The sequence below is a fragment of the Rhizobacter sp. genome (assembly GCF_032229685.1).
Lineage (GTDB): Bacteria > Pseudomonadota > Gammaproteobacteria > Burkholderiales > Burkholderiaceae_C > LMDS01.
Map to the genome: position 1 here is coordinate 361,180 of NZ_JAVTWP010000040.1, position 26,874 is coordinate 388,053.

Genomic DNA, 26,874 nt, shown 5'->3' on the forward strand with positions numbered 1-26,874 from the left:
AGCTGCGGGGTCAGGGAGCGCGCTGCAAGGCGCGCTCGCGCAGCGCCTTCATCGTGAAGACGAAGCTGTCGGCCGCCAGCGGCTTGTGGCAGGCCAGGCAAGGCGCCTGGTTCAGCATGTCACGGCGCGCGCGGTCGGCGCCGAAGAGAGCGTAGTCCCAGTCGCCGTTGCGCAGCAGCAGCGGCAGCTCGGCGCCCCAGCCGGCGCGTGATTCCATCGCGGCGTAGGACGTGACCCCACGCATGCTGCCGTGGTTGGCGACGACGATTGCTGATCCCTGAGCCAGTGCACCGCCTTCGCGCAGCGAACGCAACGCCACTTCGTTCGCGTAACGTTTGACGAAGCTGCCGTCGGGCGCGGCGGTGGTGGTTTCGTAGACCGTGAAGCCTTCGGGAAAGCCGGCGGGGAAGGCCATGCGCGAGCGGATGGCGGCCGCAGCCGGCGCCGGCGAGTCCGCCGGCCGTGCCCCGGGCAACTGGCTCCAGTGCGTGGCCAGCGCGCGGATGTCGGCATCGGTGAGCTGCGCCGCCATCGCCGCCATCAGTGCGTTCTTGCGTTCGCCGCTGCGAAAGGCTTCGAGCTGGCGCACCAGGTAGTTCAGCTTCTGCCCGGCGAGGTTGGGCACGTCGGCGCTGTCGCCGAGCCCGTCGTGGCCGTGGCAGGCCTGGCACGCGCCGATCAGCGACGCGGCGGAGGTGGGTGTGTCGCTGGCCGGCTGCGCGGGCCGCGGCAGCATCGAGGCGGCACCGAACAGCAGGGCCGTCGTCGCGTGGAAGATCCTGGTTCTGGATGTCATCGTGTCACCCTTGTTCCACCGACGGGTGGTCTATTGCTCGTCTCACGCCGCTGCCGGCAGTTTCCGGACACGGCGCCCTTCGATGTCCTTGAAACGCCGCCGTATCGGCCCCAGCTTCGGCGCGCGCGGTAGCATCGCCCCGCACTCTTCTGGAGGAACCTGCATGTCTCGCACCCTGACCCTTCCGTACCTCGCGGCCCACACTTTCAGCCAACGCCTGGGCATGGCGGCTTTGGCGCTGCTGGCCGCGGTCGGCCTGAGCGGCTGCGGCTACAACAACTTCCAGACGCTGGACGAGCAGGTCAAGGCCGGTTGGGCCGAGGTGCTGAACCAGTACCAGCGCCGCGCCGACCTGATCCCGAACATCGTGTCCACCGTCAAGGGCGAAGCCAACTTCGAACAGGAAACGCTGACCAAGGTGATCGAGGCACGCTCGCGTGCCACCAGCATCCAGGCCACGCCGGAACTGGTCAACGACCCGGCCGCGTTCGAAAAATTCCAGGCCGCGCAAGGCCAGCTCACCGGCGCGTTGAGCCGCCTGATGGTCGTGGCCGAGCAGTACCCGAACCTGAAGGCGAACGCGGCGTTTCAAGACTTGCGCGTGCAGCTCGAAGGCACCGAGAACCGCATCACCGTGGCGCGCAACCGCTACATCAAGACCGTGGCCGACTACAACGTGCTGGCGCGCAGCTTCCCGAGCAACCTGACGGCGATGATCTTCGGCTACAAGGTCAAGCCCAGCTTCACGGTGCAGAACGAAGCCGAGATCTCGAAGCCGCCCGCGGTGAGCTTCGACAAGCCGGCGTCGAAGTGATCGCCGCATTGCAGGCTTTCTAGTGCGCCTGCCCCTGCGCCTGTTCGCTGCGCTGCTGGCTGCGGCGTCGCTCTGTGTCGGCGCGCCAGCGCACGCGCAGGACGTGCCGGTGCCGCCACTCAGCGGCCGCGTGATCGACCAGACCGGCACGCTCACGCCGGCGCAGGCGCAGGCGCTGTCGGCCAAGCTTGAAGCGATCGAGACCCAGCGCGGCGCGCAGGTCGTCGTGCTGATCGTTCCGACCACGCAACCCGAAGACATCGCCAGCTTCGGCCAGCGCGTGGCCGACACCTGGAAGGTGGGCCGGCGCGACGTCGGCGACGGCGTCGTGATCGTGGTCGCCAAGAACGACCGGCGCATCAACATCGAAGTGGCGAAAGCGCTCGAAGGTGCCATTCCCGACGTGATCGCCGGCCGCATCATCAACGAGCAGATCAAGCCGGCGTTCCGCGCCGACGACTACGCCGGTGGCCTGAACGCGGCGGTCGACAAGCTCGGCGCGCGCATCGCGGGCGAAGCCTTGCCCGAGCCCACGCCGAAAAGCGGCGGCGCAAACCGTGGCCTCGGCGGCTTCGACCTGCAAGACCTGGCGATCTTCCTGTTCGTCGGCGTGCCGATCGCCGGCGCGGTGTTGACCGGCATCTTCGGCCGCAAGCTCGGCTCGCTCGCCACCGGCGCGGCCGTGGGGGGCATCGGCTGGTGGCTCACGGCCAGCCTGCTGGTGGCCGGCGGTGCCGGCCTGATCGCGCTCTTTCTCGTCGGCGTGATGGGCCTGGGCAGCCGCGGTGGGCGCTCGGGCGGGCCGATCATCTGGGGCGGCGGGGGCGGTGGATTCGGCGGTGGTTTTGGGGGCGGTGGCGGCGGAGGTGGCGGTTTCAGCTCCGGTGGCGGTGGCGACTTCGGGGGCGGTGGCGCCTCGGGGGACTGGTGAGATGAGCCATTGGGTGACACGCCTTCTGAAGCACCGCCGTTTCGACGAGCGCGACGCGCAGCGCCTGCTCGGCGCCGGCGCGCTGCAACGTGTGCAGGCGCGCGTGGCGGCCAGCGAGGCCGGGCACAGCGGCGAGATCCGCGTCTGCGTCGAAGCCGGCCTGCCCTGGAGTTACCTGCGCCGTGGCGCCTCGCCGCGCGAGCGTGCCGTCGCCCTGTTCGGCAAGCTGCGGGTGTGGGACACCGAACACAACAACGGCGTGCTGATCTACCTGCTGATCGCCGAACACGCGATCGAGATCGTGGCCGACCGCGGCGTGGCGCGGCGCGTCGACGCGGCGGCGTGGCAAGGCATCACGGCCACGATGAAAGCCGCATTCCAGCGCGGCGAGTTCGAGGCCGGCCTGAACCAGGCCGTCGATGCGGTCGACACCTTGTTGCGCGAGCACTTCGCGCTCGCGCCGGGCGAAGCCAACCCGAACGAACTGCCCGACACGCCCGATCTGCGCTGAGCCGCGCGCGGCGCGCTCAGCGCGAGTTGGCTTCCAGTGCCTCGGTGATCGCGGCATCGAGCTCGGGGTCGGCGCTGCCGGCGCTCGTGCTGACCGCGATCGCACGCGGCACGAAGGCTTCGCGCGGCCGGCCGTCGACGTGAAAGAGCTTTTCGGTGGGCACGCGCACCGGGATCTTCGAGTGCGGCAGCACCGTTTCGCCTAAAGCGCCGAGCAGGTGCGCCATCGGTTGGCCCAGCACCCGCGCGCCGCGCGCCGAGTTCAGACCGATCGCGATGCCTTCGCCCATGCTGCCGGTCCAGCGGCCGACGAGCACGACCACCGGCGGCAGGAACGGCGTGCCGCGCGGCGCCACGTATTCGACCCAGAGGCGGCGCGCGCCGCTGCTGCGAAACTCCGAGACCAGTTCGTGGCGCTGGTAGGGCATGGGCCGGCGCACGAAGCGGCCCATGAGTCCGCGCGCCACCGACGAGGTGCCGCCGCTCGGCGTGTCGCGCAGGTCGAGCACGAGCGCGCGCACGTCGGGCATGGCCGCGAGCGCGGCATCGAAGGCCTGCACCAGGGCCGGGTCGCCGAGCGAGTTGTGGATGCGCACGTGGCCGACCCGGCCCACGCGGCGGTGCGACAGCAGCGTGCCGGGCTGCGGGGCTGGCGCTTCGTACTCGAACACCCGCGCCGCCCCGTCGACGCGCGCGTCCAGGCGCGTGGCCGGGCGGTCGCGGTGACCGGCCAGCACGATCTGCAAGGCCCAGGCGCGAGCGGCCGGGTCGGGCTGCGAGAGGAACTTCGGCTCGAGGCGTTTGAGCGCCGCTTCGACCGGCTCGCCATCGACGGCCAACACTTCGGCACCCGGCCGCAGCCCGGCCTGTTCGGCCGCCGACCCGGGCTTGACCGCGACGACGAGCGCCTTGCCGGCGCGCCATTCGCCGAACACGCTGCTCTGCGTCGGCACCAGGCGCGGCGACTGCGGTGTGTTCGTGCCCAGGTGCGCGTGCGCGTCGTAGAGCTCGCCGAGGGCGCGCTCGAGCAGGCTCACGTAGGCGTTGCGGTCGGTCGCCTCGGCGGTCTGTGCGGCGTAAAACGCGCAGGCTTTCGGCCACTCGGTCTGGCGGCTGTCGAAGTACGCGTACTCCCCTTCGACGAACTGGCAGAAGTGGGCGAACTCGGCCGCACGCTGCTCGGCGTTCGGGAAGGCCGCTTCGTCTGCCGCGCCAACCGGCAGCGCGGCGGCGAGCAGGGCGGCGAAGCAGAGGCGGGGAAGGAGTGATGCGATCAGCGACGGCATGAGCGGAATCTACCGCCTTCAGTTCGGGTGCGCGTCGGCGCTCGCCCCAGTGGGCTGCGTGCGCACCGCCCACACCACGCCCGCGATCAGCAGCGCCACGCCGACGAGCGTCTCGACCTGCGGCAGGCTCTTGCGCAACACGAAGGCGTAGCTCAGCGCGGCCAGGGTTTCGAACACGATCAGCTGGCCCGAGAGCGACGGCGGCAGGCGCTGGCTCGCTTCGTTCCAGCACAGCGTGCCGAGCCACGACGCGAGCAGGCCGATCGCGAACATCAGCATCAGGAAATCGGCGACGCGCGGGCCGAAAGGCATGGCAAACGCATCGCCGCTGGCCACGCTCCAACCCCACGTGAGCGCATAGCCGATCAGCGCCAGCGGCAGCGTCATCAGGCCCTGCGCCGTGGCCCAGCCGCGCGGGCTGCGGTCGGGGTGGGCGCGCAGCCACTCGGCGTTGCGGATCGGGTACCAGGTCCAGCACACCACGGCGCCGGCGGCGAGCAGGCCACCGAGCGCGTAGCGCGCCAGGTCGGCCTGCGGGTCGCGCTTCAGCGCATCGAGTTCGACGTGGTTGACGAGCGCGATGCCCAGGCCGATCAACACCAGCGAGGGCAGCAGCCGCCGCCATTGCAAGGGCGCTTCGACACGCGCACCGGGCGCCGCGCGGCGCAGCTTCGAGGTGATGGCGATCACGACCGGCAACGTGCCGATGATCATCGTCGGCAGCGGCCCGCCGGCACGCTGGATCGCGCTGGCCAGGAACAGGTAGTAGACGATGTTGCCGACGAGCGCGAGCTTCAATGCTTCGAGCCAGTCGGCGCGCGCGAGCTGGCGCAACTTGTCGCGGTCGAACCACGCGAGTGGCAAGGCGATCAGCCCGAAGGCCAGATAACGCCCGAACGACTGCAGCGTGGCCGGGTACTCCGGCAGCAGCAGCGGGCCGACGAACACCAGCCCCCACATCAGGCCGGCGGCGAGCGCGAAAAGAACTCCGGTGAACAGCGGTGCGGTGAACATGAGCGCGGGAGTGTCGCTCATGTCACGCGCCCTTCTTCTCTTCAGCCGGGCGTGTCGCCCCAGCCGCCACCGAGCGCGCGGATCAGCCCGACAGTCGCCTGGTACTGCGCCGCGCGCACCTGCAGCGCCTGGCGGCGGTTGCTCAACTCGCTGCGGCGTGCGTCCAGCAGTTCGAGCTGGCTGACGTAACCGTTGCGGTAGCGCGAGGTCGAGAGCACGGTCGCACGGCTCGCCGAATCGACGGCCTGTGCCTGTGCGCCGGCCTGGTCGGCGAGCAGGCGCAAGGCCGACAGCTGGTTCTCGACTTCCTGGAAAGCCACCAGCACCTGCTCGCGGTAGGCGGCTGCGGCGGCGTCCCACAGCGCGTTGGCGTTCTGCACACCGGCTTCACGGCGCCCGCCGTCGAAGACCGGCAGCGACAGCAGGGCGCCAATGCCCCAGGCGCGTGCCGACCACTTGAACAGGTCGCCGATGTCGGTGGACGCAAAACCGCCCGAAGCGGTCAAGGCCACGTCGGGGAACCAGGCGGCGCGCGCCACGCCGACACGCAGTTGCGCCGCCTGCATGGCGCGCTGCGCGGCGGCCACGTCGGGCCGGCGCGTCAGCACCGTGCCGGGCACGCCGGGCGGCACCTGCGGCGGCGTGCCCGCCCATTCGACCTCGTTCACCGCCAGGTTGCTCGGCAGTTCGCCGGCCAGCAGCGCGAGCGCGTGTTCGACTTCGGCGCGGCGCCGGTCGAGCGCGAGTGCCTGCGATTCGGTGGACGCGACTTCGGTGCGCACGCGTGCCAGGTCGAGCTCTGCCACGTCGCCGGCCTGATAGCGCCTTTCGGTCAGGCGCAAGGTGTCGCGGTACGCGGCGACGGTCTGGCGCACCAATGCGCGCTCGGCATCGAGCGCGCGCAGCGCGAAGTAGGTCTGCGCCACGTCGGACTGCACCAGCAAACGGGTGCTCTGCAACAGCGCTTCGCGCGATGCGGCGTCGAGTGCCGCGGCATCGCTCGCTTTCGCGAGCCGGCCGAACAGGTCGGGCTCCCAGGAGACGCTCGCGCCTGCATTCAGCAGCGTGCCGGGCGCTGTGGTGCCAGAGGCCGGGTTGGCGGTCTGGCGCGTGGCACCGGCGCCCAGGCCGAACTGCGGCAGCCGGTCGGCGTCGGTCGAACGCAGCAAGGCTCGCGCTTGCGCCAGGCGCGCGCCAGCAAGCTGGATGCTGGTGTTGTATTGGTCGGCGCGATGGATCATCGCGTCGAGCTCGGGGTCGGCGAACGCCTTCCACCACGCGCCGCGGGCTTGCGCTTCGGCCGGCGCGCTGGCGAGCCAGCGGCCGTCGAGCTCCTTGTACCTGCTCGGCGCGGTGGGCGCCGGCAGCGGCTCGAAAGCCGGTGTCGTCGCGCAGCCGGCGAGCACGAGCGCGGCGAGCAGCGGGGCCAGCGCCCAGCGTGTACCCGAAGTAAAACGGAACTTGTTCATGTGAAGTCCTTGAGTCTGTGGGTCGTGGCGCTCATTCGGGCATGCGCAACGGCGCGGCCGGTCGAGGCGACAGCGTGTGCGAAGCACCGCCGCCACCGCCACCCACAGGCGCGACGTGCGGCACGTCGCCGTGAAGCTTGAGCGGCCGGTTGCCGGTGAGCTGGCGCAGCAGCACGTAGAACACCGGCGTGAGGAAGATGCCGAACGCCGTCACGCCGATCATTCCGGCGAACACGGCCACGCCCATCGCGTGGCGCATCTCGGCGCCGGCGCCAGTGGCGAGCACCAGCGGCAGCACGCCCATCACGAAAGCCATCGAGGTCATCAGGATCGGGCGCAGGCGCAGCCGGCTCGCTTCAATCGCGGCCTGCATCGGCGTGCGGCCGGCGAACTCGAGCTCCCGCGCGAACTCGACGATCAGGATCGCGTTCTTCGCCGAGAGCCCCACGAGCACCATCAAGCCGATCTGCGTGAACACATTGTTGTCGCCGTCGGACAACCACACGCCGGTCATCGCCGCGAGCAGGCCCATCGGCACGATCAGCAGGATGGCCAGCGGCAGCGTCAGGCTTTCGTACTGCGCGGCGAGCACCAGGAACACGAGCAGGATCGCGATCGGGAAGATCAGCGCCGCCGAGTTGCCGGCCAGGATCTCCTGGTACGTCAGGTCGGTCCACTCGTAGCCGATGCCGGGTGGCAGCGTCTCGGCGGCGATGCGCTGGATCGCGTCTTGCGCCTGCCCCGACGAATAGCCCGGCGCGGGGCCGCCGTTGATGTCGGCCGTGAGAAAGCCGTTGTAGCGCATCGCCCGTTCCGGCCCGAAGGTCGGTGTGATCTTCATCAGGGCCGAGAGCGGCACCATCTCGCCGCTCGCAGCGCGCACCTTCAGCGCGCCGATGTCTTCGGCCCGCGCGCGGTAGGCCGCGTCGGCCTGCACCCGCACCGAGTATGTGCGGCCGAACTTGTTGAAGTCGTTCGCGTACAGGCTGCCGAGGTAGATCTGCATCGTGTCGAACACGTCGGTGATCGGCACGCCGAGCTGGCGCGCCTTGGTGCGGTCGATGTCGGCGTAAAGCTGCGGCACGTTGACCTGCCAGCTCGAGAACAGGCCGGCGAGCTCGGGTGTCTGATAAGCCTTGGCCATGAAGGCTTTCTGCGCCGCGTCGAGCGCGTCGAAGCCGAGCGAAGCCCGGTCTTCGAGCTGCAGCTTGAAGCCGCCGGTCGTGCCCAGGCCCTGCACCGGTGGCGGCGGAAAGATCGCGATGAACGCGTCCTGGATCTGGCCGAACTGGCCGTTCAGCTGCTGTGCGATCGCGCCGGCGCTCAAGGCCTTGCCTTGGCGCAGCTCGAAGTCTTTCAGCGACACGAACACGATGCCCGAGTTCGAGCTGTTCGTGAAGCCGTTGATCGACAGGCCCGGGAACGCGATGGCGTGTTCCACACCGGGCTGTTTCATCACGATCGCATTCATGCGCCGCACCACGTCTTCGGTGCGGTCGAGCGTGGCGCCGTCGGGCAGTTGTGCGAAGCCGATCAGGTACTGCTTGTCCTGCGCCGGCACGAAACCGTGCGGCACGAGCTTGAACATGCCGACGGTGGCGACGGCGAGCACCGCGTACAGGCCGAGCATCACGGCCTTGCGCGAGATCGCGGTCTTCACGCCACCGCTGTAGGCCGCCGCGCCGCGGCGGAACAAGCTGTTGAAGCCACGGAAGAACGGGCCCAGCCACTTGTCCATGCCGCGCGTGAGCGCGTCTTTCGGCGCGTCGTGGCTCTTCAGCAGCAGGGCCGCGAGCGCGGGCGACAGCGTCAGCGAGTTGATCGCTGAGATCACCGTCGAGATCGCGATCGTGAGCGCGAACTGGCGGTAGAACTGCCCCGTCAGCCCGCTGATGAAGGCCAGCGGCACGAACACGGCGACCAGCACCAGCGCGATCGCGATGATCGGCCCCGAGACTTCGCGCATCGCGCGGTAGGTGGCTTCGCGCGGCGTCAGGCCCGCTTCGATGTTGCGTTCGACGTTCTCGACCACGACGATCGCGTCGTCGACCACGATGCCGATCGCCAGCACCAGCCCGAACAGGCTCAGCGCGTTGATCGAGAAGCCGAACACCTTCATCACCGCGAAGGTGCCGACCACCGCGACCGGCACCGCCAGCAGCGGGATGATCGAGGCGCGCCAGGTCTGCAGGAACAGGATCACCACCAGCACGACCAGCGCGATGGCTTCGAGCAGCGTGTGCACCACCGATTTGATCGACGCGCGCACGAACTGCGTCGGGTCGTAGACGATCTCGTAGGCCACGCCTTCGGGCATCGCCTTTTTCACGTCTTCCATCGTCGCGCGCACGCCGTTGCTGATCGCGATCGCGTTCGAGCCGGGCGCGGCGAAGATCGGCACCGCCACCGCGTCTTTGTTGTCGAGCAGCGAGCGCAGCGAGTAGTCGGCTGCGCCCAGTTCGATGCGGGCGATGTCACGCAGGCGCGTGACCGCACCATCGGTACTTGTCTTGACGATGATGTCGCCAAATTCTTCTTCGTTCTGCAGCCGGCCCTGGGCGTTGACCGAAAGCTGCACGTCGATGCCCTGCAGCCCGGGCGACGCGCCGATCACACCGGCCGCGGCCTGGACGTTCTGGCCGCGGATCGCGTTCACGACGTCGCTCGCCGACAGGCCGCGCTGCGCCACTTTCTGCGGGTCGAGCCAGACGCGCATCGAGTAGTCGCCCGAGCCGAACAACTGCACGTCGCCCACGCCTTCGACCCGCGCGAGCCGGTCTTTCACGTTGAGCACCGCGTAGTTGCGCAGGTAGGTCATGTCGTAGCGGCCGTTCGGCGAGAGCAGGTGAACCACCATCGTCAGGTCGACGCTGCTCTTCACGGTCGTGATGCCGAGCCGCCGAACTTCTTCGGGCAACCGCGCCTCGGCACGCGCGACGCGGTTCTGCACCAGCTGTTGGGCCTTGTCGGGGTCGGTGCCGAGCTTGAAGGTGACGGTGAGCGTCATCAGTCCGTCGGTCGTGGCCTGGCTGGCCATGTAGAGCATGCCTTCGACGCCGTTGATCTGCTCTTCGATTGGTGTGGCCACCGTTTCGGCGATGACCTTCGGGTTGGCGCCGGGGTAGTTGGCGCGCACCACGATCGAAGGCGGCACGACCTCGGGGTATTCGGAGATCGGCAAACCACGCACCGCGATCAGGCCGCCGAGAAAGATCAACAGCGAGAGCACGCCGGCGAAGATCGGCCGGTCGATGAAAAATTTCGAGAGATTCATGAGCGGGCTTTCTTCTTCTTATGAACGCGGTGCCGTGTCGCGCTGCGTCTCGGCTTTCAATTCCATCGCCACCGGTTGTGGTGCTACCAGCGCGCCCGGCCGCACGCGTTGCAGGCCGTTGACGATCACACGTTCCTGCGGTTGCAGGCCCGAGGTCACGATGCGCAAGCCGTTCACGTTCGCGCCCAGCGTCACTTCGCGGTAGGCGGCCTTGTTGTCGTTGCCCACGACCATCACGAACTTCTTGTTCTGGTCGGTGCCGACGGCGCGCTCGGTGATCAGGAGCGCGGCGTCGTTCTTCACCTGGCCGAGGCGCAGCTTCGCGAACTGGCCCGGCATCAGGCGGCCGTCGGCGTTGGCGAAGATGGCGCGCACGCGCACCGTGCCGCTCTTCGCGTCGACCTGGTTGTCGACGAGTTGCAGGTGGCCGTTGAAGGGCGTGTCGGCATTCGCCGCCGTGCCCATCTGCACCGGGATGCGCTCGACCTGGCCGCGCGCACTGCCCGTGCCCTGCACGTCGCGCAGCGCGCGGCTCACGACCTGCTCGTCCGCGTCGAAGCTGGCGTAGATCGGGCTCACCGAGACCAGCGTGGTCAAGACCGGCGCGCCCGGGCCGGCGGCGACGAGGTTGCCGACCGTGATCTCGAGCCGCCCAGTGCGCCCGGCCACCGGCGCGCGCACTTGCGTGTACCCCAGGCTCAGGCGCGCGCTCTGCAACGCGGCCTGCGCGGCGCGCAGGTTGGCGCCGGCTTCGCGCTGGGCGTTGCTGCGCTCGTCGAACTCGCGCTGCGCGATCGCACGCTCGTCGAGCAGGCGCTGGGCGCGCTCGAACTCACTGCCGGCGTACGACACGCGTGCCTGCGCCGCGGCCACCTGGGCTTCTGCACGTTCGACTTCGGCGGCGTAGGGCGCCGGGTCGATCGTGAGCAGCAGGTCGCCCTTGCTCACGAGCGCACCTTCGCGAAAGTGCACGGCCTGCACCGTGCCGGCGACACGCGGACGGATGTCGACCCGCTCGACCGCTTCGAGCCGGCCCGAGAACTCGGCCCAGGTCGCGACTTCGCTGCGCACGACGGTGGCCACCGAGACCGGCGTGGCCGGCGCCTCGGTGGAAGGCGAGGCTTCGGCGCTCGTGGTGCGCAAGGTGAACGCGGCGGTCGCCACGGCGGTGAGGGCGGTGAGGGCCGTGCCGGCAACCCAGAGGCGGCGGCGGGTCGGGGGCGTGATGTGCTTCGTCATGGTGTTTCCTTCGGGAATGCAGTCGTTTCTCGATGGCCTGGCAAGGCTCCGCCCACACCTGCCGGCGGTGGTTTCGGCAGGAAAACTCGGTGGGTGAGGAGCCCTGGGGCCGGTGTCGATTAATTCGTAGTGAACGCTACGGCATGTGGCACAATGTAGCCATCGCGGAAGGGCTCGTCAAGAGATTTATTAGCGATCGCTATGAAAAAGACGAAAGAGACAACGGCACCGCCCGTGGCGCCGAACAGCACGCCGGCCAAACCCCGTGGCCGACCCCTCTCGTTCGACCGCGACGCCGCGCTCGACCGGGCGATGCACGTGTTCTGGGAGCGCGGTTACGAGGCTGCCTCCATCAGCGACCTGACCGCCGCGATGGGCATCACGCCGCCCAGTCTCTACACCGCGTTCGGTGACAAGGAGCGCCTTTTCCTCGAGGCGATCGAGCGTTACGGCAAAGGCCCGGGCGGCTTCGGCCGGCGCGCGCTCGAAGAAGAGCCCACGGCGCGCGGCGCGGTACAGCGCCTGCTCGAAGAGGCCGCCGCGGAACTGACGCAAGCCTGCCACCCGCTCGGTTGCATGATGGTGATGGCCACCACCAACTGCTCTGTCGCTGCCGAGCACGTGCAGAACGCACTCGCCAAGCGCCGGGCGCTCGGGGTCGACCAGATGCGCGAGCGCATCCAGCAGGGCATCGACGACGGCGAACTGCCTCCCGACACCTCGGCCAGCGCGCTCGCCACCTTCTATGCCACCGTGTACCAGGGCATGTCGATGCAAGCAAAAGACGGGGCACCGCGCGAGAGCCTGTTGCTCAGCGTCGAGATGGCGATGCGCTCGTGGCCGGCCGCGCCGGCGCGCGTTGCACGCAAGCGCGCCGCCACGGCCGCCTAGCGCCGCGAGCCCACCGGTTACAAGAATCTGCAGCGGGGTTGTCGAACCCGCCGGTCACCGTTCGTCGTATGGTTGAGGCCCACCTCCAACCCTTTGCGTCACGGAGACTTCAACATGCAGATCCAGCCCTACCTGTTCTTCAACGGCCGCTGCGAAGAAGCGATCGAGTTCTACCGCCACGCGCTCGGCGCCGAGGTGGAGATGATGATGCGCTTCAAGGACAACCCCGACCCGATGCCCCCGGGCATGCTCGCGCCCGGCTTCGAGAACAAGGTGATGCACGCCTCGGTGCGCATCGGCGGCGCGGTGATGATGGCGTCCGACGGCATGGCCGTCGGTGAAACCAACTTCAAGGGCTTTTCGCTCTCGATCGACGCGCCCGATGCGGCCGCTGTCGACCGCCTGTTCAACGCGCTCGCCGAAGGTGGCAGCGTGACGATGCCGGCCGGCAAGACCTTCTGGTCACCGTGGTTCGGCATGGTGACCGACCGCTTCGGCGTCGGCTGGATGGTCGGCGTCAACGCGGCCTGATGGGCGGCACCGCGCCGCCGCGCCCGCTCGACGCACGGCAGCGCTGGATGGCGCTGCTGGTGCTGTGCCTGGGTGTGCTCATGATCGTGCTCGACACGACGATCGTGAACGTCGCCTTGCCTTCGATCCGCGCCGACCTGGGCTTCAGCGAAACCTCGCTGGTCTGGGTCGTCAACGCCTACATGCTGACCTTCGGTGGCTTCCTGTTGCTGGGCGGGCGGCTCGGTGACCTGTACGGCCAGCGCCGCCTGTTCCTGGCCGGCATCGCGCTCTTCACGGTCGCGTCGCTCGCCTGTGGCCTGGCGAACACGCAGGGCCTGCTGGTGACTGCGCGCGCGGTGCAGGGCCTGGGTGGCGCGGTCGTCTCGGCGGTGGCCTTGTCGCTGATCATGAATCTGTTTTCCGAACCCGGCGAACGCGCCAAGGCGATGGGCGTGTACGGCTTCGTCTGCGCCAGCGGCGGCAGCATCGGCGTGCTGCTCGGCGGGCTGCTCACCGGCACGCTCGGCTGGCACTGGATCTTTCTCGTCAACCTGCCGATCGGCGTGGCCGTGCACCTGCTGTGCGTGGCCCTGATCGCCGACGACCGCGGCACCGCTGGCGGCGGCCGGCTCGACCTGGCGGGCGCAGCCACGATCACGAGCTCGTTGATGCTCGCGGTCTACGCGGTCGTCGACGGCAACGTGGCCGGCTGGGCGTCGACGCAGACGTTGGTGCTGCTCGGCAGTGCCGCCGCCTTGTTCATCGCCTTCATCACGATCGAAGCGCGTGTCGCCGCGCCGCTGATGCCGCTCGGCCTGTTCCGCCTGCGCAACGTGGCGGTCGCGAACGTGGCCGGCGTGCTGTGGGCGGCCGCGATGTTCGCCTGGTTCTTCATCAGCGCGCTCTACATGCAGCGTGTGCTCGGCTACACGCCGCTGCAGGTGGGGCTGGGTTTCCTGCCCGCCAACATCGTGATGGCGCTGCTTTCGCTCGGCCTCTCGGCGAAGATCGTCACGCGCTTCGGCCTGCGCGGGCCGATGGCCTTCGGCCTGCTGCTGGCCGCCGCGGGCCTGGCGCTGTTCGCGCGCGCGCCGGTGAACGGCGTGTTCATGGTCGACATCCTGCCCGGCATGCTCTTGCTCGGCCTGGGCGCCGGCGTGGCCCTGAACCCGATGCTGCTCGCGGCGATGAGCGACGTGAGCGAGCGTGATTCCGGCCTGGCCTCGGGCGTGGTCAACACCGCGTTCATGATGGGCGGCGCGCTCGGCCTGGCCGTGCTCGCCAGCCTGGCCGCAGCGCGCACCGGCGCTGCGCTCGCGTCAGGTCTCGCGCCTGCGGCGGCCGACAACGCGGGTTACCAGATCGCGCTGCAGGTCGGTGCCGCCTTCGCCGCGCTCGCCGCCTTGATCGGCGCCGTTTTCATGCGCACTTCAGCGCCCGCACAACCCAACCGACAGGAGACTCTGCATGAGCCAGTACGTTGATGGATTCGTCATCCCGGTGCCGAAGAAGAACGTGGCCGCCTACCGCCGCATCGCGCGCAAGGCCGGCAAGGTGTGGATGGAGCACGGTGCGCTGAGCTACATGGAGTGCGTGGCCGACGACGTGAAGCCGGGCCAGGTCACTTCGTTCCCGCAGAGCGTGATCCTGCAGGACGACGAGACCGTCGTGTTCTCGTGGATCGTCTTCACCTCGCGCAAGGCGCGCGACCGCATCAACGCGAAGGTGATGGCCGACCCGCGGCTCGAGTCGATGATGAGCGGCAAGAACTGCCCGTTCGACCCCAAGCGCCTGATCTACGGCGGCTTCAAGAGCATCGTCCAGTTCTGACGGTCATGGCGCCTGCAGGCGCTTGAGCGCGGCGAGGGTCATGTCGACGATGCGGCCCGACGAGCCCTCGCGTTTGAGCTCGTCGCGCAAGGCCTCGAAGCGCGCTCGCGCACTGGCGCGTTCGCCGGCGGCCTCTTCCAGCGAAGCGAGCAGGTAGCGCCAGAGCGCGCGCCGGTCTTCGCGCACGCCGGCTTCGGGGAACAGCCAGCGGAAGGTGGCCACGGCGTCGGCGTCGTGAATGGCCGCGACGAAACCCTCGCGCCGCTCGCGCGACAGCAGGGCGTCGTAGTAGACGTAGGTCCAGAGGCGGTCGCTCGGAGCGCTGTCGACGTTCTCGCCACGCTGGCGCATGTCGTTCGCAGCGCGTGCCGCTTCGATCTGGCCCGTGCCGGGTGTGTAGTACAGCAGCGCCGAGAACTGCATGGTGCGCACCCAGGCGTGTTCGCGCCCGCCGGCGAGCGCCTCCTTGAAGTGGACCAGCGCGGTGTCGATCGGCCCGCGCTGCACCATCACGAGGTGGCCGGCCATCGTGTGCGCGTAGACGTTGTTCGCGTCGAGCGCGAGCGCCTTGCGGTAGTGCGCTTGCGGGTCGAGCCCGCCCGCGCCTTCGCGTTGGCGCAGGTGGTCGGCCCAGCCCATGTGCGCTTCCAGGTCGGCGGCGCGCTGCCCGCTCGCTGCAGCAGCACCTTCGGCCAGCACCGGCAAGACACGTTCGACGATGCTGGTGAAGGTTTCTTTGTCGCCCTGCACGCGGATCTCGCGCAGCCAGCGCATCCCGCAGTCTTCGTGCGCCTGGCGCACCGCGGGCGGCTCGGGCCGTTCCTTGCCGATCTCGGTGAATCGTTGCCACGCGAGCGCGTGGTTGCCCGAGTCGCAGAGCTGAATGGCGGCAGCGAGCGCGGTGGCCCGCGAAGCGGCAGCCGCACTCGCCGCGGCGGCGGCGCGGGCCTGTTCGTGGCGTTGTTTTTTCCAGCTCAGCGTGCCCGCGGTTCCGAGTGCGGCCGCGAGAACGACGCCACCGGCCGCGAGCGCCCACCAGAGCTGGCGGCGCGAAGGCGGTTTCACGTTTTCGACCGCGGCCACGGTCTCGGCGACCAGGTCGCCCTTCGGTTCGAGGATGGTCACTGCGCGCAGGTAAGGCGGAATGTCGCCCTTGGCCATCGGCGCCACCTTGACCGGCAGCACATGGCCACCGGGGTGTTCCCAGCGTGTCTTGGCGATGTCGAGTTCGGCCAGGGCATAACTGCCCGGCGCCACGGACTCGGGGCTGAGCAGGAACAACAGCAGATCGCAGCCGAGCACGCCCTCGCGGATCTTCTCGTCGAAGGGCTGGCCCGGCACGAGCTCGGAGCGGTCGCGAAACACCTTGTGCCGGCCGTCGGCTTCGAGCGCGAGTTCGAGGCGCTCGCAGATTTCGGCGTACTTCGAGGAATACGAGATGAAGATCTGCATCGGGGCGCTCCGCCGTGGCCGGCCTCGGGAGTGGGCAGGCCAGACCATAGCACCGGCCCGGCCGCAGCCATGAAAAAGGCCCGCGGCGCTTTCGCGTCGCGGGCCTGAAACAGCTGCGTCGCAGCCGTCGCTTCAATCAGGCAGAGCCTTCAGCGCACCTTGCCGGCTTTCCAGGCGCCGAGCAGCGCGTCGTAGTCGATGGTTTCACCCTTCGGCTTTTCGTTGGCCAGCTTCTTCCACGGCGCACCCTTGTCGCTCAGGTACTTGTTCGGGTCACCCTTGGGGTTGAGCTTGGGCGGGCAGTTGGCCATGCCGGCACGTTCCAGGCGGCCCATCACGTCGTCCATCTCGTTGGCCAGGTTGTCCATCGCGGCCTGCGGGGTCTTCTCACCCGTGACGGCCACGGCCACGTTCTTCCACCAGAGCTGCGCCAGCTTCGGGTAGTCGGGCACGTTGGTACCAGTGGGCGTCCAGGCCACGCGGGCCGGGCTGCGGTAGAACTCGACCAAGCCACCGAGCTTCGGCGCCATGTCGGTCATCGCCTGCGACTGGATGTCGGACTCACGAATCGGCGTCAGGCCGACGATGGTCTTCTTCAGGCTCGTGCTCTTGGCGGTGACGAACTGCGCGTAGAGCCAGGCGGCGGCCGTCTTGTTGGCGTCGTGGTCCTTGAAGAAGGTCCACGAGCCCACGTCCTGGTAGCCGTTCTGCATGCCCTGCTTCCAGTACGGGCCGTTCGGGCCGGGGGCCATGCGCCACTTCGGCGTGCCGTCGGCATTCACGACCGGCAGGCCCGGCTTGATCATGTCGGCGGTGAAGGCGGTGTACCAGAAGATCTGCTGCGCGATCTGGCCTTGTGCGGGCACCGGGCCGGCTTCGCCGAAGGTCATGCCGATGGCTTCTTTCGGCGAGAACTTCTTCATCCAGTCGATGTACTTCGTCAGCGCGTACACGGCCGCCGGCGAGTTGGTGGCGCCACCGCGCGCGACCGATGCGCCCACCGGCGTGCACTTGTCATCGGCCACACGAATGCCCCACTCGTCGACCGGCAGGCCGTTCGGGATGCCCACGTCGGCGGTGCCGGCCATCGACAGCCACGCATCGGTGAAGCGCCAGCCGAGCGACGGGTCTTTCTTGCCGTAGTCCATGTGGCCGTAGATCGGCTTGCCGTCGATCTGCTTCACGTCATTCGTGAAGAACGCGGCGATGTCTTCGTACGCGCTCCAGTTGAGCGGCACGCCGAGTTCATAGCCGTACTTCTTCTTGAACTGCTCTTTCAGCTCGGGCTTGGCGAACAGGTCGGCGCGGAACCAGTACAGGTTGGCGAACTGCTGGTCGGGCAGCTGGTACATCTTCTTGTCGGGCGCGGTCGTGAAGCTCGTGCCGATGAAGTCCTTGATGTCCAGGCCCGGGTTGGTGAACTCCTTGCCGGCACCTTCCATGTAGTCGGTGAGCGACAGGATCTTGCCGTAGCGGTAGTGCGTGCCGATCAGGTCGGAATCGGAAATCCAGCCGTCGTAGATCGACTTGCCCGACTGCATCGAGGTCTGCAGCTTCTCGACCACGTCGCCTTCCTGGATCAGGTCGTGCTTGACGGTGATCCCGGTGATCTCGCTGAAGGCTTTCGCCATCGTCTTGCTCTCGTACTCGTGCGTCGTGATCGTCTCGGAAACCACCGAGATCTCGGTCACGCCCTTGGCCTTGAGCTTGGCGGCGGCGTCGATGAACCACTTCATCTCGGCGGCCTGCTGGTCCTTGGACAAGGTCGACGGCGTGAACTCGCTGTCGATCCACTTCTTCGCGGTGGCTTCGGCGCCGCTCGGTGCCGGTGCCGCCGCGACCGACGCCGGGGCTGCAGCGGGTGCCGCGGCCTTCGGCGCTTCTTCCTTCTTGCCGCAGGCGGCCAGCGTCAGGACGACGGCGGCTCCCACAGCGCTCAATGTGTACATCGATGTCGAACGTTTCATTGCGTGTGTCTCCTCAGAAACTTCCCGTTGGTTATGGGGCATGCCGATTGGGAAGGTTGGCCGGCTGCCGTGGGTAGAGAACTCTTTGACTGCTTGTCAGCCCTTGCGCAGGATCAGCCCGAGCAAGAGCATCGACACCACGAAACTGATCCAGATCGACGGTTCGCTTGCCAGGCCGAACCACGCGACCATCTTTTCACTCACGGCCACGAAGGCCAGGTTGACCCAGGCCGCCGTGAGCAGCCCGATGAACAGCCGGTCGCCGCGCGTGGTGGTGATCGGCAGGAACCCCTTGCGCTCGACCGTGGGCGACTTCAGTTCCCACACGGTCATGCCGGCCAGCATCAGCACGATGCAGCTGAAGAACACCGCCACGGGCAAGGTCCAGGCCATCCAGTCGAACATCTTGTTCTCTCCTCGGGCGTCAGACGCGGCCCATCGCGAAACCCTTCGCGATGTAGTGGCGCACGAACCAGATCACGATCGCGCCCGGCACGATGGTCAGCACGCCGGCGGCGGCGAGCACGCCCCAGTCCATTCCCGAGGCGCTGACGGTGCGGGTCATCACCGCGACGATCGGCTTGGCGTTCACGCTGGTGAGGGTGCGCGCCATCAGCAGCTCGACCCAGCTGAACATGAAACAGAAGAACGCCGCCACGCCCACACCGGCCTTGATGAGCGGAATGTAGATCGTGAGGAAGAAGCGCGGGAACGAATACCCGTCGATGTACGCGGTCTCGTCGATCTCGCGCGGGATGCCGCTCATGAAGCCTTCGAGGATCCACACCGCCAGCGGCACGTTGAACAGCAGGTGGGCCAGCGCCACCGCGATGTGCGTGTCCATCAGCCCGAGCGTGGTGTAGAGCTGGAAGAAGGGCAGCAGGAACACGGCCGGCGGCGTCATGCGGTTGGTCAGCAACCAGAAGAACACGTGCTTGTCGCCGAGGAAGCTGTAGCGGCTGAACGCATAGGCGGCGGGCAGCGCCACCACGAGCGAGATCACGGTGTTGATCGCCACGTAGATCATCGAGTTGATGTAACCCGAGTACCACGACACATCGGTGAAGATGGTCTTGTAGTGCTCGAAGGTGAAGTGCTGCGGCCACAGGCTGAAGGTCGACAGGATCTCCTCGTTCGTCTTGAACGACATGTTGACCATCCAGTACACCGGCAGGATGGCGAACACGAGGTAGAGCGCGAGAAAGATCACCCGCTTCTTGAAACGGCGCTCATCCATGGCCGGCCTCCGTCTTGTCGGCCGTGCCGACGCGCTGCATCCAGTTGTAGAGAATGAAACACAGCAGCAGGATGATCAGGAAGTAGATCAGCGAGAACGCCGCCGCCGGGCCCAGGTCGAACTGGCCGACGGCTTTCTGCGTCAGGTACTGGCTGAGGAAGGTGGTGGCGTTGCCCGGCCCGCCGCCTGTGAGGACGAAAGGCTCGGTGTAGATCATGAAGCTGTCCATGAAACGCAGCAGCACCGCGATCATCAACACGCCACGCAGCTTGGGCAGCTGGATGTAGCGGAACACGGCGAGCTTGCTCGCGCCGTCGATGCTTGCCGCCTGGTAGTAGGCGTCGGGTATCGCGCGCAGGCCGGCGAAGCACAGCAGCGCGACGAGCGGTGTCCAGTGCCACACGTCCATCAGCAGGACGGTGAGCCACGCGTGTGTCGCGTTGCCGGTGTAGCTGTAGTTGATGCCGAGGCCGGCGAGTGCGGCGCCCATCAGGCCGATGTCGGCGCGGCCGTAGATCTGCCAGATGGTGCCGACCACGTTCCACGGAATGAGCAGCGAGATCGCCACCAGCACCAGCACGGCAGACGACTTCCAGCCCTTGGCCGGCATCGCCAGCGCGAGCGCGATGCCAAGGGGGATCTCGACCAGCAGCACCGCCAGCGAGAACGAGATCTGGCGCAGCAAGGCGCCCTGCAGGTCGTCGTCGCGCATCACCGACTTGAACCACTCGGTGCCGACGAAAATGCGGCGCTCGGGCGAGATGATGTCTTGCACCGAGTAGTTCACGACCGTCATCAGCGGCAGGATGGCCGAGAAGGCCACGCACAGCACCACGGGCAGGATGAGCAGCCAGGCTTTCTGGTTGACGGGTTTCATGGGTGGACCCCGGTGACCAACTTCTCGTCGCGGTAGAAGCAGGTGTGGGTGCCGACGACACCGAGCCACACCGCGTCACCGGCTTTCGGAATGCTCTGCTCCGGGCTCAGGCGTGCGCGGATCAGCGCTTCGTTTGCACCATTGCCGATGCGCGCACTGATCAGCCAGTACGTGCCGATGTCTTGCGCCTGAGTCACCACCGCGGGCAGCGCCCCCGGCGTTCCCGAGGCGGCCAGCGTCACGTATTCGGGCCGCACACCGAGCTTGAGCGTGTCGCCGCTTCCGGCCAGGGCCTCACTGGCCGGCATCACGCGCCGTCCGGCCACGTTCACGCCTGAAGCGTCTGAGCTGGCGGGCAGGAAGTTCATGCCCGGCGAGCCGATGAAGTGGCCGACGAAGGTGTGCTGCGGCCGCTCGAACAGGTCGGAAGCGCTGCCGATCTGCACCGCGCGGCCGCGGGTCATCACCACCACCTGGTCGGCGAAGGTCAGCGCTTCGACCTGGTCGTGCGTGACGTAGATCAGCGTGAGCTTCAGCTCGTGGTGGATCTGCTTGAGCTTGCGCCGCAGCTGCCACTTGAGGTGCGGGTCGATCACGGTGAGCGGCTCGTCGAACAGCACCGCCGACACGTCTTCGCGCACCAGGCCGCGGCCGAGCGAGATCTTCTGCTTGGCGTCGGCCGTGAGGCCGGCGGCGCGCGTGTTCAGCTGGCCGCTCATCTCGAGCATCTCGGCGATCTTGCCGACGCGCTGGGTGATCTTGTCGGCCGCCACCCCGCGGTTGCGCAGCGGGAACGCGAGGTTCTCGGCCACCGTCATCGTGTCGTAGATGACCGGGAACTGGAACACCTGCGCGATGTTGCGCTGCTGCGGCGTGCGGGCCGTGACTTCCACGCCGTCGAACTTGACGCTGCCGTGCGAGGGTTTCACGAGGCCCGAGACGATGTTCAGCAGCGTGGTCTTGCCGCAGCCCGACGGGCCGAGCAGCGCGTAGGCGCCACCGTCGTCGAAGGTCATCTTCAGCGGCAGCAGCGCGTAGTCTTCGTCGCGCTGCGGGTTCGGCTTGTAGGCGTGCGCCAGGTCGAGTTCGATGCGGGCCATGGGTCAGGCTTTCTCTGGCGCGACGAGCAGGTTGCCGTCGGCGCCGAACACGTAGGCCTGCGCCGGGTTCAGGTAGAGCGTGACCGCTTCGCCCAGGCCGAACACGTGCACGCCGGTGAGTTGCGCCACCAGCTCGCCGATGGGCGTGTGCACGTGCACGAAGGTGTCGGAGCCGGAGATTTCGGCGAGCTCGACCTTGCCGGGCAGCGCCAGATCGCCGTCGCGTGCGTGCACGCGCAGCGCGCCGGCGCGCACGCCGAGCGTCAGCGCTTCGGAGCGGCCGGCCGGCAGGGCGATCGGCAGGGCCACACCGCCCGGCAAGGCCACGCCGCTCACGGTTGCGCTGCCGGCGACCAGGTTCATCGGCGGGTCGCTGAAAGCCCGCGCCACGCGGATCGACTTCGGGCGGTGGAAGACTTCGGCCGTCGGCCCGTACTGCAGCAGCTCGCCGGCGTCCATCACCGCGGTGTAGCCGCCGAGCAGCAGCGCTTCGGTCGGCTCGGTGGTGGCGTAGACCACGGTCGACTGGCCGCTGGCGAAGAGCTGCGAGAGTTCGTCGCGCAGCTCTTCACGCAGTTTGTAGTCGAGGTTCACGAGCGGTTCGTCGAGCAGCATCAGCGGCGCGTTCTTCGCCAGCGCGCGGGCCAGCGCCACGCGCTGCTGCTGGCCGCCCGAGAGCTCGGCCGGCAGGCGCTTCAGGAAAGGCTCGATGTGCAGCTTGGCGGCCAACTCGTTGACCCGCGCGTCGATGTTCTTTTCCTTGCGCAGCTTCAGCGGCGAGGCGATGTTGTCGGCGACGGTCATCGACGGGTAGTTGATGAACTGCTGGTACACCATCGCCACGTTGCGCTCGCGCACCGGCTTGCCGGTCACGTCGGCGCCGTCGGCGAGCACGCGGCCCTTGGCGGGTGCGTCCAGGCCCGCCATCACGCGCATCAGCGTGGTCTTGCCGGCTTGTGTGGCGCCGAGCAGCACGGTCACCGCCAGCGGCACGAGCGTCAGGTCGAGCGGGTACAGATGAACCTGCGCCCCCACCCGCTGTTCGATGCGTTCGAGCTTCAGCTCCATGCCGGCTCCGAGGAACGTGAGGCGGGGGCCGAGGTGGCGGGGCCGGGCCAGCGCGCAGCGCACCAGGCGGCCACGGTCGCGCGTTGCGCTGCGCTCAAGTGCAGGCCGAGCTTGCTGCGGCGCCACAGCACGTCGTCGGCGCTGCGGGCCCATTCGTGGTCGTGCAAATAGTCGAGTTCGGCTTCGAACAGGCCGGGCACCACTTCGGCGCCGAGGCCGTTCGCCAGCACGGTGTCGATACGCGCGCCGTAAGCCCGCGCCAGGCGATGGATCAATGCGCCGGGCAGTTGCGGGTAACGCAACGCGGCCGCCTGGGCGAAGCGGGTGAAGTCGGTGTCGGGGCGCTGCGCCTTGCCGATCCACGCGCTCAGGTCGCCGCCGGGCAACGACGCGCCGTGCGTCCACGCGCCGCGTTTGGCGGCGCTGCCGAGCGGCGCCATCAGCATGTCGGCAGCTTCTTCGGCGAGCTTGCGGAAGGTGGTGATCTTGCCGCCCCACACGGTGAGCAGCGGCGCCCGTGACGTGTCGAGTTCAAGCAGGTAGTCGCGCGTCACGGCAGACGGATCGCCCGATTCGTCGTCGAGCAGCGGGCGCACGCCGGCGTAGCTCCAGACCACGTCTTTCGGTGTCACCGCTTTGGCGAAATAGCGGCTCGCCTGCTCGCACAGATAGGCGGTCTCGCTCGCGTCGATGCGGGCCTCGCCCACCGCGCCGTGGTGCTCCACGTCGGTGGTGCCGATCAGCGTGAAATGATCTTCGTAGGGAATCGCGAAGATGATGCGCTTGTCGGGGTTCTGGAAGATGTAGGCGTGGTCGTGCTCGAACATCATGGGCACCACGATGTGGCTGCCCTTCACGAGCCGCAATGACTTGGCGCGGGGCACGTGCGCGTGCTCGCCCAGGAACTGCGCGGCCCATGGGCCCGCGGCGTTGACGAGCGCGCGTGCCGTCAGCTCGCGTTGCTCACCGGCGTCGCTTTGCAGGCGCACGCGCCATGCCGACGCTTCGCGCTTCGCGTCAACGCAGCGCCAGCGCGTCAGCACTTCGGCGCCGTGTTCGCGCGCGTCCATCGCGTTCAGCACCACCAGCCGCGCATCGTTGACCCAGCCGTCGGAATACACGAAGCCCTTGGTGAACATGGGCTTCAGCGGTTTGCCGGCGGCGTGCGCACGCAGGTCGACGGTGCGCGAGCCGGGCAGCACTTCGCGCTTGGCGAGGTGGTCGTACAGAAACAGGCCGGCGCGGATCATCCACACGGGCCGCATGCCGGGGTCGTGCGGCATCACGAAACGCAGCGGCCACATGATGTGCGGCGCGCTCTTGAGCAGCACCTCGCGTTCGGCGAGCGCCTTGCGAACGAGCGAGAACTCGTAGTACTCGAGGTAACGCAGGCCGCCGTGGATCAGCTTGGTGCTCGACGACGAGGTGTGCGCCGCCAGATCGTCTTTCTCGCACAGCAGCACCGACAAACCGCGCCCAGCGAGGTCGCGTGCGATGCCGGCGCCGTTGATGCCACCGCCGACCACGAGCACGTCGCACGCCTGCAAAGGCGCGACGTTCGGGTCGCCTGCCGGCCGCGAGGGCGGGCTGGATTGCGAAGGGCTCAACGAGTCTCCTGGGTGTCGAACGGCCCGACATTGCAACCGCGTCGAATGACGCCGGGATGAATGTTCGTTTCAGTTCGTTTGTGTTGTTCTGCTTTCTATTGTTACCTCAACACTTCACGAAGCGCAAGCACGATTTCCGCAATGGAAGCGTGGCAGCGCCCCGCTACGCTCACGCGCACCGCATCGTTCGCCACCGCCCGCCATGACCCCGAACCCCCGCCAGGCCCTGCTGCTCGACGAAGTGCGCAGCCGTGGTTCGGTGTCGGTCGAAGCGCTCGCCGAACAGTTCGCCGTCACCTTGCAGACGGTGCGCCGCGACGTGAAGCTGCTGTCCGACGCCGGCCTGCTGGCACGTTTTCATGGCGGTGTTCGCGTGCCGAGCTCGACGACAGAGAACATCGAGTACCTGCAGCGCCAGATGCTCAACGAGCAGGCCAAGCAGCGCATCGCACGCACCGTGGCGGCGGCCGTGCCGGCGGGCTGCTCGCTGATCATCAACATCGGCACCACCACCGAAGCGATCGCGCGCGAGCTGCTGCACCACAAGGGCTTGCGTGTGATCACCAACAACCTGAACGTGGCGGCGATCCTGTCCGACAACCCCGACTGCGAAGTGATCGTGGCCGGTGGCATCGTGCGCGCGCGCGACCGCGGCATCGTGGGCGAAGTAACCGTCGACTTCATCAAGCAGTTCAAGGTCGACATCGGCCTGATCGGCATTTCGGGCATCGAGGCCGACGGCACGCTGCGCGACTACGACTACCGCGAGGTGAAGGTGGCGCGCGCCATCATCGAACATTCGCGCGAGGTCTGGGTCGCCGCCGACCACAGCAAGTTCAACCGCCCGGCGATGGTGGAGCTGGCGCCGTTCGACCAGGTCGATATGCTGTTCACCGACGCGCCACCACCGGCACCCTTTCCGCACCTTCTGCGCGAAGCCGGCGTGAACTGCGTGACCTGCGGGTCGGAGGAGAACGCATGAATCAAAGCAAGACCCACATCCTCGCGCTCGACCAGGGCACGTCGAGCTCGCGCAGCATCGTGTTCGACGCGCAGGGGCGCATCAAAGCGATGGCGCAGCGCGAGTTCCGGCAGATCTACCCGCGGCCGGGTTGGGTCGAGCACGACCCGATGGAGCTGTGGGACACGCAGCTCGCCACCGCCCACGAGGCGCTTGCCAGGGCCGGGTTGAAGGCCGCTGACGTGGCCGCCATCGGCATCACCAACCAGCGCGAGACCACGGTGGTGTGGAACAGGAAAACCGGCGCGCCGGTCTACAACGCGATCGTCTGGCAAGACCGGCGCGCCGAACCCACCTGCGCTGCGCTGCGCGAGCAGGGGCTGGAGCCCACCTTCCGTGCCAAGACCGGCTTGATCCTCGACGCGTACTTTTCGGGCACCAAGCTCAAGTGGATCCTCGACAACGTGCCCGGCGCGCGTGCCGCCGCACAGCGTGGCGAGCTGGCCTTCGGCACCGTCGACGCCTGGCTGATGTGGCAACTCACCCGCGGCGAAGTGCACGCCACCGACGTGAGCAACGCCTCGCGCACGCTGCTGCTGAACGTGCGCAGCAACGCCTGGGACGACGAGTTGCTGGCCGTGCTCGACATTCCGCGCGAGGTGCTGCCGAGCGTGCACGCGTCGAGCCATGCTTTCGGTGCGACGCGTGCCGACATCTTCGGCGCCGCCATCCCGATCGGTGGCGTCGCCGGCGACCAGCAGAGCGCGCTCTTCGGCCAGGCCTGCTTCAAGGCCGGCCTGGCGAAGAACACCTACGGCACCGGGTGTTTCATGCTGATGCACACCGGCGAGAAATTCCAGACCTCCGGCAACGGCCTGATCACCACGAGCGCGGCGCAGGCGACGGGCACCCCCGAGTTCGCGCTCGAAGGCAGCGTCTTCATCGGCGGCGCGGTGGTGCAGTGGCTGCGCGACGGCCTGCACGCCATCAAGGCCAGCGGCGAAGTGCAGCAGCTCGCCGAAAGCGTGCCCGACAGCGGCGGCGTGATGTTCGTGCCGGCCTTCACCGGCCTGGGCGCGCCTTACTGGAACGCCGATGCGCGCGGCGCGATCGTCGGCCTCACACGCGGCAGCACGGTCGCGCACATCGCGCGTGCCGCGCTCGAAAGCATCGCGTTCCAGAGCGCGGCCTTGCTGCAGGCGATGAGCCGCGATGCGGTGGCCGCCGGTGCGGCGCCGGTGGCCGAACTGCGCGTCGATGGTGGCGCCTGCGTCAACGACCTGCTGATGCAGTTCCAGGCCGACCTGCTCGGCATTCCGGTCGTGCGGCCGAAAGTGATCGAGACCACCGCGCTGGGCGCGGCCTATCTGGCGGGCCTGTCGTGCGGCCTGTTCAAGAGCCTCGACGAACTGAGCGCGCAGTGGCAGGTGGAGCGCCGCTTTCACCCGACCTTGCCGCGCGAGCGGGCCGCCGAGCTGATGGCGAACTGGGAACGCGCCGTGCGCCAGAGCGTGGCCACCTGAGAGCGAGCGTTGCGCCTGCTGACACCACGTTGTCAGCAGGCCCGCCACACCATGAGCGCCTGTTCATCACCACCTGGAGCGACTCATGGAACACACCACAAACCACGCCATCAACTGGTTCGAGATCCCGGTGCGCGACCTCGACCGCGCCGCCGCCTTCTACGAAACCCTGCTCGCCAGCCCTCTGCGGCGCGAGACCATCGCCGCGAGCCAGCTCGGGGTGTTCAGCTACGACGACACCGGCGTCGGTGGTTGCCTGATCGCCGGCGCCGACGTGCCCGCCCCGGCCGCCAACGGCACGCTCATCTACCTCAACGCCAAGCCTTCGCTCGACGCGGTGCTGGCGCGGGTCGAAGCGGCCGGCGGCCGCATCAGCACGCCGAAGGTGCAGTTGCCGGGCGACATGGGCGTGTTCGCCCACATCACCGACACCGAAGGCAACCGCGTCGGCCTGCACGCACTGGCCTGACGGCCGCTACCATCGCCCCGACCCGGCCACCCGCCGGGCCAACCCG

24 protein-coding genes are annotated in these 26,874 nt (G+C 68.2%); 10 read left to right on the top strand and 14 right to left on the bottom strand.

Annotation, left to right across the window (positions count from 1 at the left end):
• Positions 1–10 precede the first annotated feature (10 nt).
• Positions 11–796: a cytochrome P460 family protein gene (locus AC30PD_RS19805; protein ID WP_489537404.1), complete on the bottom strand. Its 786-nt coding sequence runs from the start codon at positions 794–796 to the stop codon at positions 11–13.
• A 223-nt stretch (positions 797–1,019) separates the two neighbouring features.
• On the opposite strand from AC30PD_RS19805, the gene AC30PD_RS19810 reads away from it, so the two are divergent.
• The 3 genes from AC30PD_RS19810 to AC30PD_RS19820 are packed head-to-tail and all read left to right on the top strand — an operon-like array spanning position 1,020 to position 3,052.
• Positions 1,020–1,610 (top strand): LemA family protein, encoded by a 591-nt coding sequence (locus AC30PD_RS19810; protein ID WP_489537558.1) that lies wholly within the window; start codon positions 1,020–1,022, stop codon positions 1,608–1,610.
• A 28-nt stretch (positions 1,611–1,638) separates the two neighbouring features.
• Positions 1,639–2,541, top strand: coding sequence for a TPM domain-containing protein (locus tag AC30PD_RS19815; RefSeq protein WP_489537559.1), 903 nt, complete (start codon positions 1,639–1,641; stop codon positions 2,539–2,541).
• A gap of 1 nt (position 2,542) precedes the next feature.
• A complete protein-coding gene (locus AC30PD_RS19820; RefSeq protein WP_489537405.1) occupies positions 2,543–3,052 on the top strand; it encodes a TPM domain-containing protein in 510 nt (169 codons plus the stop codon).
• 16 nt (positions 3,053–3,068) lie between these two features.
• Here AC30PD_RS19820 and AC30PD_RS19825 read toward each other — a convergent pair whose 3' ends face one another.
• The 5 genes from AC30PD_RS19825 to AC30PD_RS19845 are packed head-to-tail and all read right to left on the bottom strand — an operon-like array spanning position 3,069 to position 11,333.
• The gene (locus AC30PD_RS19825) at positions 3,069–4,337 is read right to left on the bottom strand and encodes a S41 family peptidase (RefSeq protein WP_489537406.1); all 1,269 of its coding nucleotides are present in this window, start codon (positions 4,335–4,337) and stop codon (positions 3,069–3,071) included.
• A gap of 18 nt (positions 4,338–4,355) precedes the next feature.
• Positions 4,356–5,372 carry a DMT family transporter gene (locus AC30PD_RS19830; protein ID WP_489537407.1) on the bottom strand — a complete coding sequence of 339 codons (1,017 nt, stop codon included), beginning with the start codon at positions 5,370–5,372 and terminating at the stop codon, positions 4,356–4,358.
• A gap of 20 nt (positions 5,373–5,392) precedes the next feature.
• A complete protein-coding gene (locus AC30PD_RS19835; RefSeq protein WP_489537408.1) occupies positions 5,393–6,820 on the bottom strand; it encodes an efflux transporter outer membrane subunit in 1,428 nt (475 codons plus the stop codon).
• Positions 6,821–6,851: 31 nt separating this feature from the next.
• Positions 6,852–10,094, bottom strand: coding sequence for an efflux RND transporter permease subunit (locus AC30PD_RS19840; protein ID WP_489537409.1), 3,243 nt, complete (start codon positions 10,092–10,094; stop codon positions 6,852–6,854).
• An 18-nt stretch (positions 10,095–10,112) separates the two neighbouring features.
• Complete coding sequence (locus tag AC30PD_RS19845; RefSeq protein WP_489537410.1) at positions 10,113–11,333, bottom strand: efflux RND transporter periplasmic adaptor subunit; 1,221 nt, start codon at positions 11,331–11,333, stop codon at positions 10,113–10,115.
• 201 nt (positions 11,334–11,534) lie between these two features.
• Here AC30PD_RS19845 and AC30PD_RS19850 point away from each other — a divergent pair, with 201 nt between their 5' ends.
• From AC30PD_RS19850 to AC30PD_RS19865, 4 genes are all read left to right on the top strand, one after another.
• Entirely contained in the window at positions 11,535–12,224 is a 690-nt protein-coding gene (locus AC30PD_RS19850) for a TetR/AcrR family transcriptional regulator (protein ID WP_489537411.1), read from the top strand.
• 114 nt (positions 12,225–12,338) lie between these two features.
• The gene (locus AC30PD_RS19855) at positions 12,339–12,755 is read left to right on the top strand and encodes a VOC family protein (protein ID WP_489537412.1); all 417 of its coding nucleotides are present in this window, start codon (positions 12,339–12,341) and stop codon (positions 12,753–12,755) included.
• Positions 12,755–14,221 (top strand): DHA2 family efflux MFS transporter permease subunit, encoded by a 1,467-nt coding sequence (locus tag AC30PD_RS19860; protein ID WP_489537413.1) that lies wholly within the window; start codon positions 12,755–12,757, stop codon positions 14,219–14,221. The genes AC30PD_RS19855 and AC30PD_RS19860 overlap by 1 nt, the downstream gene beginning before the upstream one ends.
• Positions 14,205–14,567, top strand: a complete 363-nt coding sequence (locus AC30PD_RS19865) for a DUF1428 domain-containing protein (RefSeq protein ID WP_489537414.1) — start codon at positions 14,205–14,207, stop codon at positions 14,565–14,567. The genes AC30PD_RS19860 and AC30PD_RS19865 overlap by 17 nt, the downstream gene beginning before the upstream one ends.
• Before the next feature lie 3 nt (positions 14,568–14,570).
• On the opposite strand, the gene AC30PD_RS19870 is transcribed toward AC30PD_RS19865, so the two are convergent.
• From AC30PD_RS19870 to glpD, 8 genes are all read right to left on the bottom strand, one after another.
• Positions 14,571–16,019 carry a TIR domain-containing protein gene (locus AC30PD_RS19870; protein WP_489537415.1) on the bottom strand — a complete coding sequence of 483 codons (1,449 nt, stop codon included), beginning with the start codon at positions 16,017–16,019 and terminating at the stop codon, positions 14,571–14,573.
• 149 nt (positions 16,020–16,168) lie between these two features.
• The gene (locus tag AC30PD_RS19875; protein ID WP_489537416.1) at positions 16,169–17,986 is read right to left on the bottom strand and encodes an ABC transporter substrate-binding protein; all 1,818 of its coding nucleotides are present in this window, start codon (positions 17,984–17,986) and stop codon (positions 16,169–16,171) included.
• A 96-nt stretch (positions 17,987–18,082) separates the two neighbouring features.
• On the bottom strand, positions 18,083–18,391 hold the full coding sequence (locus AC30PD_RS19880) for a DUF2160 domain-containing protein (RefSeq protein ID WP_489537417.1): 309 nt from the start codon (positions 18,389–18,391) through the stop codon (positions 18,083–18,085).
• 19 nt (positions 18,392–18,410) lie between these two features.
• Entirely contained in the window at positions 18,411–19,223 is an 813-nt protein-coding gene (locus tag AC30PD_RS19885) for a carbohydrate ABC transporter permease (RefSeq protein WP_489537418.1), read from the bottom strand.
• Positions 19,216–20,100, bottom strand: coding sequence for a carbohydrate ABC transporter permease (locus AC30PD_RS19890; protein WP_489537419.1), 885 nt, complete (start codon positions 20,098–20,100; stop codon positions 19,216–19,218). The genes AC30PD_RS19885 and AC30PD_RS19890 overlap by 8 nt, the downstream gene beginning before the upstream one ends.
• Entirely contained in the window at positions 20,097–21,200 is a 1,104-nt protein-coding gene (locus AC30PD_RS19895) for an ABC transporter ATP-binding protein (RefSeq protein ID WP_489537420.1), read from the bottom strand. Before AC30PD_RS19895 ends, AC30PD_RS19890 begins: the two co-directional genes overlap by 4 nt.
• 3 nt (positions 21,201–21,203) lie before the next feature.
• Complete coding sequence (locus tag AC30PD_RS19900) at positions 21,204–22,268, bottom strand: ABC transporter ATP-binding protein (RefSeq protein WP_489537421.1); 1,065 nt, start codon at positions 22,266–22,268, stop codon at positions 21,204–21,206.
• Positions 22,259–23,875, bottom strand: a complete 1,617-nt coding sequence (gene glpD / locus AC30PD_RS19905; RefSeq protein WP_489537422.1) for a glycerol-3-phosphate dehydrogenase — start codon at positions 23,873–23,875, stop codon at positions 22,259–22,261. Before glpD ends, AC30PD_RS19900 begins: the two co-directional genes overlap by 10 nt.
• Before the next feature lie 202 nt (positions 23,876–24,077).
• On the opposite strand from glpD, the gene AC30PD_RS19910 reads away from it, so the two are divergent.
• The 3 genes from AC30PD_RS19910 (at position 24,078) to AC30PD_RS19920 (ending at position 26,828) form a co-directional block, all read left to right on the top strand.
• Positions 24,078–24,857 carry a DeoR/GlpR family DNA-binding transcription regulator gene (locus AC30PD_RS19910; protein ID WP_489537423.1) on the top strand — a complete coding sequence of 260 codons (780 nt, stop codon included), beginning with the start codon at positions 24,078–24,080 and terminating at the stop codon, positions 24,855–24,857.
• Entirely contained in the window at positions 24,854–26,359 is a 1,506-nt protein-coding gene (gene glpK / locus AC30PD_RS19915; RefSeq protein ID WP_489537424.1) for a glycerol kinase GlpK, read from the top strand. Before AC30PD_RS19910 ends, glpK begins: the two co-directional genes overlap by 4 nt.
• Positions 26,360–26,444: 85 nt before the next feature.
• Positions 26,445–26,828, top strand: a complete 384-nt coding sequence (locus AC30PD_RS19920; RefSeq protein WP_489537425.1) for a VOC family protein — start codon at positions 26,445–26,447, stop codon at positions 26,826–26,828.
• Positions 26,829–26,874 lie beyond the last annotated feature (46 nt).